The sequence below is a fragment of the Bradyrhizobium ganzhouense genome (assembly GCF_049949285.1).
GTDB classification, from domain to species: Bacteria; Pseudomonadota; Alphaproteobacteria; order Rhizobiales; family Xanthobacteraceae; genus Bradyrhizobium; species Bradyrhizobium ganzhouense.
The window spans coordinates 4,774,510-4,792,920 of sequence record NZ_CP181318.1; the positions used below are offsets into that span (position 1 = coordinate 4,774,510).

Here is an 18,411-nt window from a genome sequence, read left to right on the forward strand (position 1 = left end):
AGGCCACCATGTCCGCTGATCCCATCGTCAACATTTCCGGCCTCAACAAGTGGTACGGCGAATTTCACGTGCTGCGTGACATCGACCTCGAGGTCAACAAGGGCGAGCGCATCGTGATCTGCGGGCCCTCGGGGTCCGGCAAATCGACGCTGATCCGCTGCATCAATGCGCTCGAGGAATTCCAGGAGGGCGAGATCGTTGTCGACAGCATCGAGCTCGGGCCCAACCTCAAGCATGTCGACGCGGTGCGCCGCGAAGTCGGCATGGTGTTCCAGAGCTTCAATCTGTTCCCGCACCTGACCGTGCTGGACAATTGCACGCTGGCGCCGATCTGGGTGCGCAACATCCCCAAAAAGGACGCCGAGGAGACCGCGATGAAATTCCTGGAGCGGGTCAAGATCCCGCACCAGGCCAACAAGTTCCCCGGCCAGATGTCCGGTGGCCAGCAGCAGCGCGTTGCGATCGCGCGCGCCCTGACCATGAACCCGAAAGTGATGCTGTTCGACGAGCCCACCTCGGCGCTCGACCCCGAGATGGTCAAGGAGGTCCTCGACACCATGGTCGACCTCGCCAAGGAGGGAATGACCATGCTGGTCGTGACCCACGAAATGGGCTTTGCCCGCGAGGTCGCCAATCGCGTGGTGTTCATGGACGCCGGCCAGATCATCGAGGCCAACACGCCGAACGAATTCTTCGCCACCCCGCAGCATGCCCGCACAAAGCTGTTCCTGAGCCAGATCCTGCGCTGATTCCCGGGACATCCCGAAGGCAGCACCGATCGGCCGGCGAGGGGGACGAATCAGTTAGACTCTTCGTTGGCTATCCTTCGGAGAGCGACCTTGCAGAGCAGCGCCGCTGCAATGGCCCCGTAGCCGGCGCCGAAACGTAGAATTTTACGCAATTCCGACGCCGGCCAAAAACCATGCTGATGACGACGCCCCGTCGCTTCACGCGTCCGAAAGCTCTCTCTGCGCATCTGGCGTCGAATGAGGGTGTGTCAAATGCTCGGCTTCGTATTCGGCCTCAATGCCCGTCTTGGGCGCCTGCATTTCTTTCTGGCCACGGTCGCGCTGGCGATCGCGATGACCGCGATCTGCTTTGCGATCGCGATGGCCGCGCTGCGCACCACGTCGCCGAGCACGATCCGTCCCGAAGATCTCACCCGAAACTGGGCCATCATCGCTGCGATGGTGTTCTTCGGCGTTGCCACCTTCACGCTGCAATCGATGCGCATCCGCGACATCGGCTGGGATCCGGTCTGCGTGATCCCGGCCTGGATCGCGCTCATGATCGTCGACCACGTGGCGGCGGGCCGCTTTCCGGCCTGGGCCATCGGCCAGGAGCATCAAGGAACGATGGTCGGCGGGCTGGTCAATCTCGCTCTGCTGCTGGCGCTCACGTTCTGGCCGAGCGCCAACAACGAAGGCGCCTACACCAACCCCTACGAACCGCCCGCGCGCGCGGCCAGCAAGCCGTCGACATCGGACGCACGCATTGCGCGCGTGTCGCAAGGGACAGCGCGTCCGACTTGGAGCTGAACGAGCTGGAGCTGAGAGCCCGGAGCTAGACGAACGGCAGCTTGATGTTGCTGCGCTTCTCTAGCCATTCCGGCACCGGCAGGTTCTTGGCGCGCATGAAGTCGGCGTTGAACAGCTTCGACTGATAGCGGCTGCCGGAATCGCAGAGAATGGTGACGATGGTCTTGCCCGGTCCGAGCTGCTTGGCGAGCCGCATCGCGCCAACAATGTTGATGCCGGTGGATCCGCCGAGGCAAAGGCCTTCGTGCTGGAGCAGCTCGTAGATCACCGTGACGGCTTCCGCATCGGGAATGAGATAGGCGTCGTCGACCTTGGCGCTCTCGACGATCGCGGTTTTGCGGCCGAGCCCGATTCCTTCCGTGATGGAGTCGCCCGGCGTTGCCTTGGCTTCGCCGGTCCTGAAGTATTCAAACATGCCGGCGCCGTGCGGATCGGCGCAGGCAATCCGGATATCCTTGTTCTTCTCTTTCAGGTAACGGCTGACGCCGGCGAGCGTGCCGCCGCTGCCGACCGAGCAGACGAAGCCGTCGACCTTGCCGCCGGTCTGCTCCCAGATCTCGGGGCCGGTCGAGTTCGTAATGCGCCTTGGCATTGTCGAGGTTATTCCACTGGTCCGCGAACAGGACGCCGTTCGGCTCGGTCTTGCGCAGCTCGTCGGCAAGGCGGCGGCCGACATGCTGGTAGTTGTTCGGATTGGAATAGGGCAGCGCCGGCGATTCCAGGAGCTCGGCGCCGCACAGCTTCAGAAAATCCTTCTTCTCCTGGCTCTGCGTCTCCGGGATCACGATCAGCGTGCGATAGCCGCGCGCGCTCGCCACCACCGCGAGCCCGATGCCGGTGTTGCCGGCGGTCGCTTCCACCACGAGGCCGCCCGGCTTCAGCTCGCCGCGTTTCTCGGCTTCCAAGATCATCCATTTGCCGGCGCGGTCCTTGACCGACTGGCCGGGATTCATGAACTCGGCTTTGCCGAGAATGGTGCAGCCGGTCAGTTCGGAGGCGCGCTTGAGCTTGATGAGCGGGGTGTTGCCGATGGCTTCGACAACGTCGTTTTTGATGGTCATGTCAGGCAATTACCGGCTGGATGCGTGAAGTCATCGAGACCCTAAAGTAGGGTCGCCGGCCTTACAAGCGACCCCTTGCAAGGCGAGCCGACAAACTCTTATTGCTGCTTTGCGAAGATGACCTGCCGGACATCGATATTGCCGGACAGGAATCCGGCCTCGCAATAGGCGAGGTAGTACTCCCACAGCCGCCTGAACCGGTCGTCAAAGCCGAGCGGGACCAAGCCCGGCCACGCCGCGCGAAAATTATTTCGCCAGGTGGCAAGCGTCTTGGCATAATCTTGCCCGAAGATGCGCTCGCGGATGACCGGGACGCCGAACTTGTCCCCGAGCGACTTCAGCACCGCGGGCGAGGGCAGCATGCCGCCGGGAAACACGTAGTGCTGGATGAAGTCGACCTCGCGCCGGTAGCCCTGGAAAAGCCGGTCCTGGATCGTGATGGCCTGGATGCCGGCAAGTCCGCCCGGCAGCAGCCGGTCACGGAGCTGGGCGAAATAGCGCGGCCAGAACTGCTCGCCGACCGCCTCGATCATCTCGATCGAAGCGATCCGGTCGTAGCGATCCCGCTCGTCGCGATAATCCTGCAGCCGGATCTCGACCTTCTCGGCAAGGCCCGCCTCGTGGATGCGCTTGCGCGCGAAGTCGCGCTGCTCGGTCGAGATCGTGAGGCCAATGACGCGTGCGCCAAAAGTCTTGGCGGCAAATTCGGCGAAGCCGCCCCAGCCGCAGCCGATCTCGAGCAGCTTTTGGCCCGGCTTCAGGTCGAGCGCCTCGGCGAGGCGGCGATATTTGTTGGTCTGCGCCGCCGTGAGATCTGTCGTCGATCCCTCGAACAGCGCCGACGAATAGGTCATGCTGGGATCGAGCCAGGCCGAGTAGAACGCATTGCCGATGTCGTAGTGGGCGTGGATGTTGCGCCGGGCCTGGCGGCGGGTGTTGCGGTTGAACCAGTGCTGCACCATCTGGACGAATCGCATTAGCGGCTTGTCGCGCAACATGGCCTGGATCAGATCGTGGTTGACGCAGAACAGGTAGAGAAACTGGGTCAGGTCCGGCGTATCCCAATCGCCGGCCAGATAGGCTTCCGCGATGCCGATATCGCCGCCATTGATCAGGCGCGCGGCGAAGCTGTAATTGTGCAGGCGCATCGCCGCCTTCGGCCCCGGCTCCTGTCCGCCCAGACGGATCAAACGCCCGTCGGGCAGGGTGACGTCAAGCGTTCCGCGCCTGAGCCGGGAGCCGAAGGCAACCGCGAGGCGGACGATGCGCGGCAGATCGGCGAGCGTTGTCTCCACGGTCTCGGGCGTCACCGAGATGGCATTCGACATCGGCAAATCCATCAATTGAACGGATACTGTCCGACCGCGAGCTGGCCGCGCCCAACTCTCCATTTCGCCAGACCCGAGCGCGCCCTGCATGCGGTCAGCGACTGGTAATATAAGTGTGCGATCTGCCGGCCGCCAAGGTGGTTTCTGACCCAAGCTGCTGTGCGGCATTCGGTCGTGGCGCCAGCCGAGCCCCCTTCAGCCAAAGCCGGAGCGCTTCCCAATGGATCGCCGCCATCACCTTGAGGCTCACGAGCGGCAGGGCAAAGAACGAGCGCAGCAGGGCGCGGGAGGTCAGGGCGCGGCGGCGGCCGCTGAAGGTTGCCGCGAGCAGCGGGCCGTCGCGGTCGGTCTCCAGAATGCGCAGCTTGACCGTGTCAGACGGTGGCAACACCCGAAAATGGTAGCGCATCGCCATCGGCATGAACGGCGAGACGTAGAATAGCTTTTCCTGTTGCTGCCGCAGACCCGCATCGCTCCATTCGCCCGGCTGAACCGGCAGGACGTACGGATGAATCTCGCCAAAGGTGTTGCGTACCTCGTAGATCACCAGCGCGAGTTCGCCTTTGGCGCGATAGCAGAAATAGACCGAGAGCGGGCTGAAGCCGTAGCCGAGCAGGCGGGGATAGCAGAGCAGTTCGACCCGGCCGCCGCCGAGGTCGATGCCGTGCGCGGCGGCGCAGCGCTCCGCATAGGCGCGCAGCGAGGAGCCGTCGCGCGGGCCGTGGTCTTTCTCGTGGAAACTGTAGAGCGCTGCGCGGTTGATGCCGAACAGCGCTGTCTGCCGGTCGGCCTCACCAAGCCGGTCGAGATCGATCAGGAGGCTCATGACGCGGTAGCTGAAGCGATGGCCCATGGGCTTCAGCCGCGCATGCATGACGTCCCCGAAATAGAGCGAGGCGGCATCGGTCGCGGGAGGGGCTGTCGTCTCCATCGCGCTACTCCGCGGCCTCCGCGAGCTCGACCGGCGCTGCGCGCCAAGGCGCGGTCGCTCCGAGCGCCTCGGCCACGCTAAGGCCCGAGCGCAGGCCGTCCTCGTGAAAGCCGTAACCGGTCCAGGCGCCGCAGAACCAGATGTGCCGCTGCCCCTGGATCTCGCCGAGCCGCTTCTGCGCGGCAAAGGCCACCGCATTGTACTGCGGATGTTCGCAGAGGTAATGGCCGAAGGTGAGCTCCGGCGCAGGCTCGAACGGCGGATTGAGGCTGACGAATAGCGGCTTGTCGGGGGCGATGCCCTGGAGCCGGTTCATCCAATAGGTCACCGCGACGTCGTTCGCCGCATCTCCCTCGCGCTGCCAACTCAGGAAATTCCACGACGCCCAGGCGTGCCGCCGCTTCGGCATCAGCCTGACGTCGCGATGCAGATAGACCTTGTTCGGGGAATAGCTGATGGCGCCAAGGATGTCGCGCTCGCGCGGGTCTGCGTCGGGCAGCATGGCGAGCGCCTGGTCGCTGTGGGCGGCGATCACGACGTGATCGAATGCCTCGCGCTCGCCGTGGCTGTCATGGACGACGACGCCATGAGTGCTCCGCTCGACCGACGTGACGGCGCAGCCGAGCCGGATGCTGTCCTTGAACCCGGCCTGGAGTCGCTCGACGTAGCGCCGGCTGCCGCCCTTGACTGTGCGCCAGACCGGCCGGTCGTAGCGCAGCAGGCGATGATTGTCGAAAAAGGTCACGAAATTCTCGGCCGGAAAGTCGAGCATTTCGTTTGCGGGAGCCGACCAGATCGCAGCGCCCATCGGCGCGAGATAGTCGGTCAGGAGGCGTCTGGAGAACCTTCGTTGATGGAAATAGTCGCCGAGGGTCAGCCCGCTCAGGCGGCCGTTGCGCAGGTCGGCGACGCTCTCCCGGCCGAAGCGGGGAATCTCCGTGAGCATCCGCAGGTAGGACGGGGAGAGCAAGTTACGAGGCTGAGCGAACAGGCCTGCTCCAGTCTCCCGCCAGTCATTGCCGCCACCGCGCCATTCGAAACGGCCGCGATCGGCGGACACGGCAAAGCTCATGCAGCTTGCAACCGTCTCGACGCCGAGATAGGCGAACATCGCCGTCAGGTCGGGATAGTTGACCTCGTTGTAGACGATGAAGCCGATATCGACCGCAACCGGTGTGCCCTGATAGTCGATGGTGACGGTGTGGCTGTGGCCGCCGGGGCGCAGCTCGCGATCATAGACTGTCACCGGGTAGCGCTGCGAAAGCGTCCAGGCCGCCGCGTTGCCGGCGATGCCCGTTCCGATGACCGCGATGCGCATGTACGAAAGTGTCCCTGCCTCGTGTGAAACAAGCTACGGTGCGTTGCGGGGCAGGTTTCAGTGGAGCAAGGGCGGCGTTCGCTGGTCTCGCGGCCAGTGTGGCCGCAATGTCACATGAAATCTTGGTAAGCTTGAACGCGCTTCGGAATGGCGCGCCAAATCAAAAGACCCTTGCGAGACAATGGCTTTTTGTATTTTCGTCGTCCGGAGCCGGGTGCGATCGAGCGCGCTTTTCGCAAGTGCGGGACTGTCCCGCAGTTCCGCGCCCGGCTAGGATGAAATTCAGGTTCCGCAGAAAGCATCGCGCTGTGAGCGAGTTACAGAAAGGCCTCCGGCCGTCCGCCCGCGAATCGGCTAATCCGGTCGCGCGGTGGCGGCGTGATCTGCCCGGCAGGGGGTGGATGTGACACAGCGGGTTCCGGCCGTCGCCAATCGGCAATTCCTGGGGTTTGCGTCCCGGACGCTGCGTGCGGTCGTCGTGGTGTGCCTGGCATCGAGCTCGGGCGCCTGCATGCTGACCCAGGACCTTCCCGATCCCGCGCTCGATGTCCCCACGCAATACAAATACGCAGGGAAGGCGGACGCGCCGCCAACGCTGGATTGGTGGCGCGGCTTCCGCTCGTCGGAGCTGACGCAGCTGATGGAAGAGGCGCAGACCGTCAATCTCGACATCGCCGCCGCGGTCTCGCGGATCGTCGAGGCCGACGCGCAGGCGCGCCAGGCGGGCGCTGCGCTGTTGCCGAGCCTGTCGGGAAGCGGATCGGAGACCTATTCGCGTACATCAGGCTCGAGCGCGTCGGGCCTGACCAATGGTGGCCGCGAAGTCGTCAATTATTCCTCGTCGCTGAGTGCCAGCTACCAGCTCGATTTCTGGGGCCAGAACCGCGACGCGCTGCAGACGGCGGAGGAGACCGCCAAAGCCAACCGTTTCGATCGCGACACCGTCGCGCTGACGACGCTCGCAGCCGTTGCCAATGCCTATTTCCAGGTGCTGTCCTCGCAGGACCGCCTGCGCACCGCCCAGCGCAATATCGCGAGCGCCCAGCGCATCCTCGATGCCATCCGCGAGCGCCGCAAGGCCGGCACCGGGACCGATCTCGACGTCGCCCAGCAGGAGAGCGTGCTGGCCAACCAGAAGGCGCTCGTGCCGCCGCTGCGCCAGACGCTCGACCAGAACGCCAATGCGCTGGCGGTGCTGGTGTCGCGGCCACCGGAGAGCGTGCGCCTCGCGGGCGGCTCGCTGGACCGCATCGCGATCCCGCGCGTCACGCCCGGCCTGCCGTCGGAGCTCCTGACGCAGCGGCCCGACATTCGCCGGCAGGAGGCGCAGCTCGCCTCGGCCACTGCCAATATCGGCAATGCCCGCGCGCAGTTTTTCCCGACCATCCAGCTCACCGGCAATGGCGGCTATCAGAGCTCGGCGCTGGTCTCGCTGTTCCAGCCCCACGCGGCGTTCTTCCAGCTGGTCGGCAGCGCGACCCAGCCGATCTTCGACGGCGGCAAGATTCTCGGTAATTTCGAATACGCCAAGGCGCGGCAGGAGGAGTTGCTCCAGACCTACCGCAAGACCATCGTGCAGGCCTTCACCGACGTCGACAATGCGCTGTTTTCGATCAAGCAGACCACGATCAAGCTGCAATTGCAGCGCGATGTCGTCAACGCTTCGCGGCGCGCCTTCGACCTCGCCGAGCAGCAGCTGCGGGCCGGCACGGCCGACATCGTCACCGTGCTCAACACCCAGCTGACGCTGTTCCAGGCCGAAGACACGCTGTCACAGGCACAACTCGCTCGCCTTCTTGCCATCGTCAGCCTGTATCAGGCGCTTGGCGGCGGCTGGGAGCCGCGAATGGAGAAACCGGTCAATGCTCTTTAAGCCGGATACGAAGCAGGACGCGAAAGCGGGGACGGCGAAAAAGTCGCGCGGCCGCGGCTTCGTCATGACCCTGATCACGCTCGCGATCCTCGGCGGCCTCGGCTATCTCGGCTGGACCGTGATGCACCAGCAGCCGCAACAGCAGGCTAACGGCCCCAACCAGCGGCTGGATTTGCCAGTGCCGGTGCTGGCGGCGACGCCCAAGGTCCAGGACGTCCCTGTCTATCTCGACGGCGTCGGCGCGATCCGTGCGCTCAACACTGTCACCGTGCGCTCGCAGGTCGACGGCAAGCTGATCGCGGTGAAATTCACCGAAGGCCAGGACGTCAAGAAGGGCGATGTGCTCGGCGAGATCGACCCGGCGCTCTACCAGGCGACCTATGACCAGGCCGTCGCCAAGAAGGCCCAGGACGAAGCCCAGCTCGCCAACCAGCGCATCGACTTGACGCGCTACGAGCAGCTCGCCGCGTCCAATGCGGGCTCCAAGCAGCAGGCAGATACCCAGCGCGCGCTGGTCGCGCAGACCGAGGCGCTGGTCAAGGCCGACCAGGCCTCGATCGACAACGCGGCGGCGACACTGAGCTACACCAAGATCGTGGCGCCGCTGTCGGGCCGCGTGGGCTTGCGCCAGGTCGATCAGGGCAACATCATCCACGCCTCCGACACCACCGGGCTCGTCGTCATCACGCAATTGCAGCCGATCGCGGTCTGGTTCAGCCTGCCGCAGCAGCAGATCATGCGCGTCAACGCGGCCGCAGCCAAAGGTTCGTTAGCGGTGGACGTGTTCGGCAATGACGGCGTCACCGTGATCGACACCGGCAAGCTCACCGGCATCGACAACCAGGTCGACCAGACCACCGGCACGCTCAAGCTCAAGGCGGAATTCCCCAACGCCAATTACCAGCTCTGGCCGGGCCAGTTCGTCAACGTCCGCCTCAAGGTCGAGACCTTGTCGCAGGCGCTGGTGGTGCCGACATCGGCAGTGCAGCGCGGACCGATCGGCACGTTCAGCTATGTCATCGGTGAGGGCGACATCGTCTCGGCGAAGTCCGTGACGGTGACGCAGCAGAACGAGCATGATGCAGTGATCGCCAGCGGACTATCGCCGAACGACCGGGTCGTCACGACCGGCTTTGCCAATCTGTCCGACGGCTCCAAGGTGGTCATCGGCCGCAACGAGCAAACGCCGTCGGCCGATCTCGCCCCGCGCAAGCGCACGCGCGCGCCGGATGGCCAGAAAAAGGACGGTCAGGCCAAGGACGGTCAGAAGGACGGCCAGAAGGACGGCCAGAAGGACGGGCAAGGCAAGGACGGCGAGCAACGCGCCAAGCGGAGCAGCAGTGAGGGCGACCAGAAGGGCCAGACCGGCCCGGCGCCGGGGCCGGGGGCTCAACCATCGGGACCTGGAGCCAAGCAGCCATGATCCCGACAACAGCCGCCTGAGCGGCAGGCACATCCCATGGGTGTCTCCGAACCCTTCATCCGCCGGCCGATCGCAACCTCGTTGCTCGGCATTGCGCTGCTGATTGGCGGCGCGCTCGGCTATTTCGCGCTGCCGGTCTCCGCACTGCCGCAGGTCGACTTCCCGACCGTTCAGGTGTCGACACAGTTGCCGGGCGCCAGCCCCGACGTGATCGCCTCGCTGATTACCGCGCCCCTGGAGCGGCAGCTCGGGCAGATCCCGTCGCTGACCGCGATGAACTCGACGAGCTCGTTCGGCGTCAGCCAGATATCGCTCCAGTTCGACCTCAACCGCGACATCGACGGCGCGACCCAGGACGTGCAGGCCGCGATCAACGCCGCCGCCGGCGTCTTGCCCAAGACGCTGCCGTACCCGCCGACCTACGCCAAGGTGAACCCGGCGGATGCGCCGGTCATGACGCTGGCGCTGCGCTCGGACACGATCTCGCTGCGCGCGATGAGCGACATCGCTGACACGCTGCTGGCGCAGCGGCTCAGCCAGATCTCCGGCGTCGGCCGCGTCTCGGTGCTTGGCGGGCTGAAGCCAGCGGTGCGCATCCAGGCCGATCTGGCGCGGCTGGCTGCCTATGGCATCGCGATGGAAGATCTGCGCGCTGCCATCGCCAACGCCAACGTCTCCGGGCCGAAGGGCTCGCTCGACGGCGCCCAGCAATCCTACATCATCGCGGCCAACGACCAGATCGCGGCCGCCGATGCCTACCGTCCCATCATCATCGCCTATCGCAACGGCTCGCCGGTCACGATCGGCGACGTTGCGCAGATCGTCGACGGGCTCGAGAATGACCGCACCGGCGGCTGGTACCAGGGCACGCCCGCAGTCATCATCGACATCCAGCGCCAGCCCGGCGCCAATGTCATCGACGTCGTCAGCCAGATCCGGGCCGAGATCCCGAAGGTCCAGCGCGCTATACCGGCCGGCGTGCACCTGACCATCGTCTCCGACCGCACAGTCACCATCCGCGCCTCGGTCCACGACGTGCAGTTCACGCTGATCCTCAGCGTCGTGCTGGTGACGCTGGTGGTGCTGTTGTTCCTGCGCTCGCTGCGCGCCACGCTGATCGCGGGCGTGGCGCTGCCGTTGTCGCTGATCACGAGCTTCGGCATCATGTATTTTGCCGGCTTCAGCCTCGACAATCTGTCGCTGATGGCGCTCACGATCGGCACCGGCTTCGTCGTCGACGACGCCATCGTCATGATCGAGAACATCGTCCGCCATATGGAAAATGGCGACAGCGCGATGACCGCTTCGCTGAAGGGCGCCAGCGAAATCGGCTTCACGGTGATCTCGCTGACGGTGTCGCTGATCGCGGTGTTCATCCCACTGCTGTTCATGTCGGGCCTGGTCGGCCGCATGTTCCGCGAATTCGCGCTGACACTGACGATTGCGGTCGTGACCTCGGCGGTGGTCTCGCTGACGCTCACGCCGATGATGTGCTCGCGGCTGCTCAAGCACGCCCATGAGGAGCTGGCGGTGCCGGGCCTCGCCGCCATCAGCCGCTTCATCGACCGCACCGTCGAATTCTACCACCGCACGCTGCTCGTGGTGCTGCGCCACCAGCGCACCACGCTGGTCGTGACGTTTGCCACACTGATCGCGACCCTCGTGCTCTACGTCGTCGCGCCCAAGGGGTTTCTGCCGCTGCAGGACACCGCATCGATCACGGCGGTGACGGAAGCAGGTCCCGACGTGTCTTTCGGCGAGATGCAGAAGCGGCAGGCCGAGATCGCCGACGCCATCAAGGCTGATCCTGATGTAACCGGCGTGGTCTCGGTGATCGGCGCGGGCTCGGTCAACCCGACCACCAATGTCGGCCGCCTTGTCATGAGCTTGACGCCTCGCGGCGAGCGGCGCGACGATGTCAGCGTGGTCATTGCCCGGCTGAAGGAGAAGGTCGCCGGCATCCCCGGCATGACCGTCTACTTCCAGCCGGTACAGGACGTACAGATCTCGACCCAGTCGAGCCGCTCGCAATACCAGTACACGCTGACCGGTACGGACGCGACGCTGGTGTCGGAATGGGCAAAGAAGCTCGTCGATGAGATGCGGCGCGATCCCCTGTTCCGCGACGTCTCCTCGGAGGCGCAGGAAGGCGGCCTGCGCGCGCAGCTCGATGTCGACCGCACCCGCGCCGGCCAGCTCGGCGTCAGCTTGCAGGCCATCACCGACACGCTCAACGACGCGTTTGCGCAGCGGCAGATCTCGACCATCTACGGCCAGGCCAACCAGTACCGCGTGGTGCTGGAGGCGCTGCCGATGTATCAGCGCGATCCCTCGATCCTGTCAAAGCTCTATCTGCCGGGCGGCGCGAGCGCGACCGCCGGGGCGCCCAACGCGCAGGTGCCACTCGACGCGGTGGCGACGCTCAAGCGCACCACGGCGCCGCTCGCGATCTCGCACCAGGCGCAATTCCCCGCAATCTCGCTCAGCTTCAACCTCGCGCCCGGCGCAGCGCTTGGCGACGCCGTCGCGGCGGTCAAGGCGATCGAGACCCGCATCGAAATGCCCAACAGCATTGTCGGCGTCTATGCCGGCGACGCCGCCGAATTCGCCAAGGCGCTCGCCGGCCAACCCTGGCTGCTGCTCGCCGCCGTGATCACGATCTACATCGTGCTGGGCGTGCTCTACGAGAGCTACATCCACCCGATCACGATCCTGTCGACGCTGCCCTCGGCCGGCGTCGGCGCCATCCTGGCGCTGATGCTGTGCGGGCAGGATCTCTCGGTCATCGGCCTGATCGGCATCATCCTGTTGATGGGTATCGTCAAGAAAAACGCGATCATGATGATCGACTTCGCGCTGGAGGCCGAGCGCGGGCAGGGCATGCCGGCGCATGAGGCCATCGTGCAGGCCTGCCTGCTACGCTTCCGCCCGATCATGATGACGACGCTGGCGGCGCTGTTCGGCGCGCTGCCGCTGGCGATCGAGAGCGGCACCGGCGCCGAGCTGCGCTTTCCGCTCGGCATCTCCATCATCGGCGGCTTGCTGCTGAGCCAGCTGCTGACGCTCTACACCACCCCGGTGATCTACCTCGCGCTTGACCGCATCAACCGCCGGCTCGAGCAGGCGCTGCCGCCGCCGGAGCCCGACGCGCCGCCGACGGCCGGTGCGACCGAGGGGATGCAGTGATGGCATCGATCTCGGAGCCCTTCATCCGCCGCCCCGTAGCGACTACGCTGCTGTCGATCGGGCTGTTTTTGCTGGGGGGCGTCGCCTACGAGTTCCTGCCCGTCGCGTCCGTTCCGAATGTCGACTTCCCCGCCATCTTCGTCTCGGCGAGCCGCCCGGGTGCCGATCCTTCGGTGATGGCGGCGACCGTGGCCGCGCCGCTGGAACGGCGGCTCGGCGAGATCGCAGGAATCAACCAGATCACCTCGACGAGTTCGCTCGGCACGGCCAACATCCAGCTCCAGTTCGACATCGGCCGCAACATCGACAAGGCGGCGCGTGACGTGCAGGCCGCCATCAACGCCGCTTTGGTCGATCTGCCGAGCGATTTGCCGGCTCTGCCGCGTTTCCGCAAGGCGAATACGGCCGGCGCTCCTGTGTTCGTGCTGGCACTGACCTCCAAGACGCTGTCTGCCAGCGCCATCTACGATGTCGCCGATACCGTGCTGGCGCAGCGTATCTCGCAGGTGCCGGGCGTGGGCGACGTCACGGTGTCGGGCGCGGACCAGCCGGCGGTGCGGATCCAGCTCAACCCGGTCGCGCTGTCGAATGCGGGGATCGCGACCGACGATGTGCGCACTGCCATCATCAACGCCAATCCGCTCGGTCCCGTCGGCATATTTAACGGCGAGCGCCAGAGCGAGACGCTGTCGCTGAACAAGCAGATGCGCACAGCCAAAGAGTTCCGCGATATCGTCATCAAGAGCTCGAACGGCAATTTCGTCCGGCTCTCCGACGTCGCCGACATCGAAGACAGCGTCCGCAATGCGCGCTCGATCGCCTGGTTCAACAAGCAGCCGGCGGTGCTGATTCAGATCACCAAGCAGGGCGACGCCAACGTCATCGACACTGTCGACCGGGTCAAAGCGCTGATCCCCGAGCTGAAGCAATGGATCCCGGCCGGCGTCGACGTCTCCACCCTGGTCGACCGCACCTCAACAATCCGCGCCAGCGTGATGGACATGCAGTGGACGTTGCTCGCGACCGCCGTGCTGGTCATGGTCGTGGTGTTCGTGTTCCTGCGCCGGTTGACGCCGACGATCGCGGCCGGCATCTCGGTGCCGCTGGCGCTGGCCGGAACCTGCGCCGGCATGTGGGTCGCGGGCTTTTCGATCGACAATCTGTCGCTGATGGCGCTGGCGATCTCGGTCGGCTTCGTGGTCGACGACGCCATTGTCATGATCGAGAACATGTTCCGCAATCTCGAGCATGGCATGCGGCCGATGCAGGCGGCACTGGTGGGCGCCAAGCAGATCGGCTTCACCGTGGTCTCGATCAGCCTGTCGCTGATCGCCGCGTTCACGCCGCTGATCTTCATGGACGGTATTGTCGGCCGCCTCCTGCGCGAATTTTCGCTGACGCTGACCTTCGCGATCGTGGTCTCGACCCTGGTGTCGCTGACGGTCACGCCGATGATCTGCGCCCATTACATCCGGCAGACCACGTCAGGCTCCGCCACGCTGTTCGATCGCCTGATCGAAGGCTCGCTGTCGCGCGTCGTCGCGTTCTACACCCGCACCTTGCGCGCGGTGCTGGAGTTCCCGTTTCTGACGCTGCTGGTGTTCTTCGCCACCATCGGCCTGACGGTGATGCTCTACGTCAAGATACCCAAGGGCTATTTCCCGACCGACGATTCCGGCTTCGTCATCGGCGCGACGCGCGCCTCGGCCGACATCTCGTTCCAGTCGATGTTGAGCCTCCAGCAGCGGCTCGCCGACATCGTGATGCAGGATCCGGCCGTGGCCGGCATCGGCTCGGTCGTCGGCGGTGGAGGCGGGCCGGGAGGCGCGACCTCGAACCGCGGCACCATGTTCATCAGCCTGAAGCCGCCGGAGGAGCGCGACCACGTCTCGACCCAAGTCGTGATCGACCGTCTCAGGAAGGCACTGTTCCCCGTGCCCGGCATCCGCCTCTTCATGTTCGCCGCCCAGGACGTCCGCGCCGGCGGGCGGCAGAGCGATTCTAACTATCAGTATACACTCTCCAGCACCGACCTCGACCTGCTCCAGAAATGGGCGCCGATCGTGGCCAAGCGAATGGAGACGGTCCAAGGCATCACCGACGTTTCGAGTGACCGCGATCCCGGCGGGCTCCAACTGACGCTGAACATCGACCGCCAGAAGGCAGCAGCGCTCGGCGTCAAGGTCCAGGACATCGACAACGCCTTGAACAACGCGTTCTCGCAGCGTCAGATCGCGATCATCTACACCCAGCGCAACCAGTACATGACCGTGCTGGAGATCGATCCGAAATTCCAGGTCGATCCCTCCAACCTCGATCGCATTTATGTCGCCGGCGCGGGCGACGTGCAGGTGCCGCTTTCTGCCGTGGTGCACGCAACGCGCGGGTTGGCTGCGCTCGCGGTCTATCATTCACAGTCTGTGCCCTCGACGACCGTGTCGTTCAACACCTTGCCGGACGTGGAGCTTCAGGCCGCTACGCAGAACATCCAGCGTGCGGTCGACGAATTGCACATGCCCGAGGGCATCCGCGGCAGTTTTGACGGCAATGCCGGCGATTTCGCCAAGACCAGCGGGCGTCAACCGCTCTTGATCCTCGGCGCGCTGGTGGCGATGTATATCGTGCTCGGCGTGCTCTATGAGAGCCTTGCCCACCCGCTCACGATCATCTCAACGCTGCCGTCGGCCGGCCTCGGCGCGCTGCTTGCGCTCCAGATCACCAACACGCCGCTGACAGTGATCGCCTTTGTCGGCATCATCCTGCTGATCGGCATCGTCAAGAAGAACGGCATCATGATGGTCGACTTCGCGCTCGATGCCGAGCGCCAGCGCGGCCTGTCATCAGCGGAAGCCATCTTTGAGGCCTGCCAGGCACGCTTCCGCCCGATCCTGATGACGACCATGGCGGCGCTGTTTGCCGGCATTCCGCTGGTGGTTGCGACCGGTCCCGGCACGGAGCTGCGGCGCCCGCTCGGCATCACCATCATCGGCGGCCTGTTCGTCTCGCAAATCCTGACGCTCTACACGACGCCCGTAATTTACCTCTTGATCGACCGCCTGCGCCGGCGGTCCGAGCCGCAGCCACTCGCGGCGCCGGCGGAATAAGTTGTTGCAGCGCCGCTTCAAGCGTATAGCGGCGGCATGTCGAACCCAGCTGAAACCACGGCCGCAGCGCCGGAGCCCATTCCCGAATGTCCGCACTGTCAGAAGCCGATGCCGCTCTGCATCTGCGACAGCGTCACGCCGATCGAGAATGGCCTCGAGCTCCTGATCCTCCAGCATCCGCAGGAGCAGGACAGGGCGCTCGGCACGGCGCGGCTGTTGGCCAGGCATTTTGCCGATGCGACGGTCCGCGTCGGCCTGTCCTGGCCGAGCCTGTCCAAGGCGCTCGGGCACCCGATCGAGAACGCCTCGCACTGGGCCGTGCTCTATCTCGGCTCCGCCCGCGCCGCCGACCTCGACGTAGAGGGTGAGATCGTCGCGCTCAACCGCAAGGGCGAGGTCGCGGAGAACCAGCGCGCCATCCTCGGCAAGCTCGAAGGTGTGGTGCTGCTCGACGGCACCTGGAGCCAGGCCAAGGCGCTGTGGTGGCGCAATCCCTGGATGCTGAAATGCCAGCGCGTGATCCTCAATCCGGCGCGCCCGTCGCGCTACGGGAGCCTGCGCCGCGAGCCGCGCAAGGACGGGCTCTCGACCATCGAAGCGGCGGCGACGCTGCTGGCCGGCTTGGAAAAGCGGCCCGACATCGCCGAGATGCTGAACGCGAGCTTTGAACGGCTGTTGACGCGCTACCGCGAGGTTCAGGCCGAGATGCCGGAACTGGCACCAAAGCCGGCGCCGAAAGGCCGGCGCCGCGATTTCCGCCGCAGCAAACGGTCCTGACGCAAGCCGATCTCGTCCGTACGGTTGATTGCCCCGCCGGGAGCGGGCAGAAACAGACCGACAGATCCGGGAGCAGAAGGGGCGGCCGAATTCAGAGCGCGGCGAAGGAGATACTGGCCCAGGCGGCGCAGTTCGATCGTTGGGCACACTCGCCCTGATGGACATTTCGCTGCGCTACCGGCTAACCGTGATCGGACCACTCTGGATCACACTGACGCTGGCGGCGACGATCGTCAGCGTCGGCACGGTCTACGCCGCGTTATTCAAGCAGGACATCGCAGGCTTCCTGCCGCCTTTCGCGGTCGGCCTGACGCTCCAGGAGGGCTCTAACATCTTCGTGGCCTCCGGCCATCTGATCAAGGCGGTGCCGGCGCCGTTGATCGTGCACGTGCTGCAGATGATTGCGCGCAACGGCCTCATCTTCGCCCATCATCTCCTGATCGTCGCCATGCTCTATGTCGTGATGCCCTGGCCGCTGCACTGGACCATGCTGCTGGTGGTGCCCGGCCTTGCCATCCTGCTCGTCGTGCTGCTCGGCGGTTCGGTCGCGCTCGGTATGCTCTGCGCGCGCTTTCGCGACATTGGATCTGCGATCGTGAGCGGCCTGCAGTTCGTCTTCTTCCTCACGCCCGTGATCTGGACCGAGGACAGCGTGCGCAGCACCGCGTTCGCATGGCTGACGCGGGTCAATCCATTCGCGACGCTGCTCGATCTCGTGCGCAGGCCGCTGTTGTCGCAGCCAATGGATGTGGAGCAATGGCTGCTCGGCCTCACTTACGCGATCGTCGTCGCCGCTATTGGGCTGGGGTGCTACGCAAAATACCGCCGCCGTGTCGCGTATTGGCTGTGAGGGGCGGGATGAGCACCACGGCCCATATCGCGCTGCGCAACGTCTCGGTGACGTTTCCGCTGATGTCGTTCCGCGACCGTTCGCTGCGCAGCCGTTTCGTTCGCGCCGTGACGCTGCGCCGCGAGGCAGCCCGTCCGCACATCGTCACCGCACTTGATAGCATCGACCTCGACATCCGTGCCGGCGATCGCGTCGCCATCGTCGGCGCCAATGGCGCCGGCAAGACCACGCTGCTGCGGGTCCTGGCGGGCATCTACCATCCCACCGCAGGCAGCATCGACGTGCTTGGCCGCAGCCTCTCTTTGTTCGACCTGTCGGCCGGCTTCGACGAGGAGGGGACCGGCTACGAGAATATCATGCGCCGCGGCCTGGTGATCGGTGCGCGGCGCACCGAGATCGACGCGCGGCGCGCGGAGATCGCGGACTTCACCGAGCTCGGGGACCGGCTCGACCTGCCGCTGCGGACCTATTCCAGCGGCATGATGCTGCGGCTGATCTTTGCGATCGCCACCGCCGTCGAGGGCGAGATCGTGCTGCTCGACGAATGGATCGGCGTGGGCGACCAGCAGTTCCGGATGAAAGCGAGGCAGCGGCTTGACCAGATTGTTGCGCGTGCCGGCATTTTGGTGCTGGCCTCGCACGACGTCGACCTGATCAAGAGCACCTGCAACCGCGCCATCCTGCTCCAAGAGGGGCGCATCATCGCAGCCGGCACGACGGAGGTGATTCTTGCCAGATACCTCGGGGCCGCGAAGGTGTAACTGCCCGGTCGGGGTTGCCTAAGCCGTTGATCCCCTATATTGCTCCGCCCTTACGGGGCCACGTGGCGGAGTGGTTACGCAACGGTCTGCAAAACCGTGTACACCAGTTCAATTCTGGTCGTGGCCTCCATCACAAGCTTCTGATATTTCAGCTAAAATGTGAATTCCGCCCGAGTTCCGCCAATCGTACGGAGGGAGCCGGCTGACCCGTGCCCACCGGGTTTGCCCGGGGCTTGTTGGAAACCCTCGATTCAGGCCCGA

Annotated in this window: 12 protein-coding genes, 1 tRNA gene and 1 pseudogene; 10 read left to right on the top strand and 4 right to left on the bottom strand. The window is 65.1% G+C overall.

Annotation, left to right across the window (positions count from 1 at the left end; translation table 11 throughout):
- Positions 1 to 8 precede the first annotated feature (8 nt).
- On the top strand, positions 9 to 749 hold the full coding sequence (locus tag ACLFLU_RS21875; protein WP_426406947.1) for an amino acid ABC transporter ATP-binding protein: 741 nt from the start codon (positions 9 to 11) through the stop codon (positions 747 to 749).
- Between the two features lie 252 nt (positions 750 to 1,001).
- Complete coding sequence (locus ACLFLU_RS21880) at positions 1,002 to 1,538, top strand: DUF805 domain-containing protein (protein ID WP_426406948.1); 537 nt, start codon at positions 1,002 to 1,004, stop codon at positions 1,536 to 1,538.
- Positions 1,539 to 1,563: 25 nt separating this feature from the next.
- Here the strand turns inward: ACLFLU_RS21880 and ACLFLU_RS21885 are convergent.
- The 4 genes and pseudogenes from ACLFLU_RS21885 to ACLFLU_RS21900 all read right to left on the bottom strand — a co-directional run bounded on the left by ACLFLU_RS21885 (position 1,564) and on the right by ACLFLU_RS21900 (position 6,176).
- A pseudogene (locus tag ACLFLU_RS21885) lies at positions 1,564 to 2,599 on the bottom strand (cysteine synthase A).
- A 98-nt stretch (positions 2,600 to 2,697) separates the two neighbouring features.
- Complete coding sequence (locus tag ACLFLU_RS21890) at positions 2,698 to 3,927, bottom strand: class I SAM-dependent methyltransferase (RefSeq protein ID WP_426406949.1); 1,230 nt, start codon at positions 3,925 to 3,927, stop codon at positions 2,698 to 2,700.
- A gap of 94 nt (positions 3,928 to 4,021) precedes the next feature.
- Entirely contained in the window at positions 4,022 to 4,858 is an 837-nt protein-coding gene (locus ACLFLU_RS21895) for a DUF1365 domain-containing protein (protein WP_426406950.1), read from the bottom strand.
- Positions 4,859 to 4,862: 4 nt separating this feature from the next.
- Positions 4,863 to 6,176 (bottom strand): NAD(P)/FAD-dependent oxidoreductase, encoded by a 1,314-nt coding sequence (locus ACLFLU_RS21900; RefSeq protein WP_426406951.1) that lies wholly within the window; start codon positions 6,174 to 6,176, stop codon positions 4,863 to 4,865.
- A 397-nt stretch (positions 6,177 to 6,573) separates the two neighbouring features.
- On the opposite strand from ACLFLU_RS21900, the gene ACLFLU_RS21905 reads away from it, so the two are divergent.
- The 8 genes from ACLFLU_RS21905 (at position 6,574) to ACLFLU_RS21940 (ending at position 18,280) form a co-directional block, all read left to right on the top strand.
- Positions 6,574 to 8,049, top strand: a complete 1,476-nt coding sequence (locus ACLFLU_RS21905; RefSeq protein ID WP_426406952.1) for an efflux transporter outer membrane subunit — start codon at positions 6,574 to 6,576, stop codon at positions 8,047 to 8,049.
- Complete coding sequence (locus ACLFLU_RS21910) at positions 8,039 to 9,472, top strand: efflux RND transporter periplasmic adaptor subunit (RefSeq protein WP_426406953.1); 1,434 nt, start codon at positions 8,039 to 8,041, stop codon at positions 9,470 to 9,472. Before ACLFLU_RS21905 ends, ACLFLU_RS21910 begins: the two co-directional genes overlap by 11 nt.
- Positions 9,473 to 9,508: 36 nt before the next feature.
- Positions 9,509 to 12,658: an efflux RND transporter permease subunit gene (locus ACLFLU_RS21915; protein ID WP_426406954.1), complete on the top strand. Its 3,150-nt coding sequence runs from the start codon at positions 9,509 to 9,511 to the stop codon at positions 12,656 to 12,658.
- Complete coding sequence (locus tag ACLFLU_RS21920; protein ID WP_426406955.1) at positions 12,658 to 15,762, top strand: efflux RND transporter permease subunit; 3,105 nt, start codon at positions 12,658 to 12,660, stop codon at positions 15,760 to 15,762. Before ACLFLU_RS21915 ends, ACLFLU_RS21920 begins: the two co-directional genes overlap by 1 nt.
- Before the next feature lie 36 nt (positions 15,763 to 15,798).
- Positions 15,799 to 16,539 carry a tRNA-uridine aminocarboxypropyltransferase gene (locus ACLFLU_RS21925; RefSeq protein ID WP_426406956.1) on the top strand — a complete coding sequence of 247 codons (741 nt, stop codon included), beginning with the start codon at positions 15,799 to 15,801 and terminating at the stop codon, positions 16,537 to 16,539.
- 139 nt (positions 16,540 to 16,678) lie between these two features.
- On the top strand, positions 16,679 to 17,389 hold the full coding sequence (locus ACLFLU_RS21930; protein ID WP_426406957.1) for an ABC transporter permease: 711 nt from the start codon (positions 16,679 to 16,681) through the stop codon (positions 17,387 to 17,389).
- A gap of 8 nt (positions 17,390 to 17,397) precedes the next feature.
- Positions 17,398 to 18,150 carry an ABC transporter ATP-binding protein gene (locus ACLFLU_RS21935; protein ID WP_426406958.1) on the top strand — a complete coding sequence of 251 codons (753 nt, stop codon included), beginning with the start codon at positions 17,398 to 17,400 and terminating at the stop codon, positions 18,148 to 18,150.
- A gap of 56 nt (positions 18,151 to 18,206) precedes the next feature.
- A tRNA-Cys gene (locus ACLFLU_RS21940) sits at positions 18,207 to 18,280 on the top strand.
- Positions 18,281 to 18,411 lie beyond the last annotated feature (131 nt).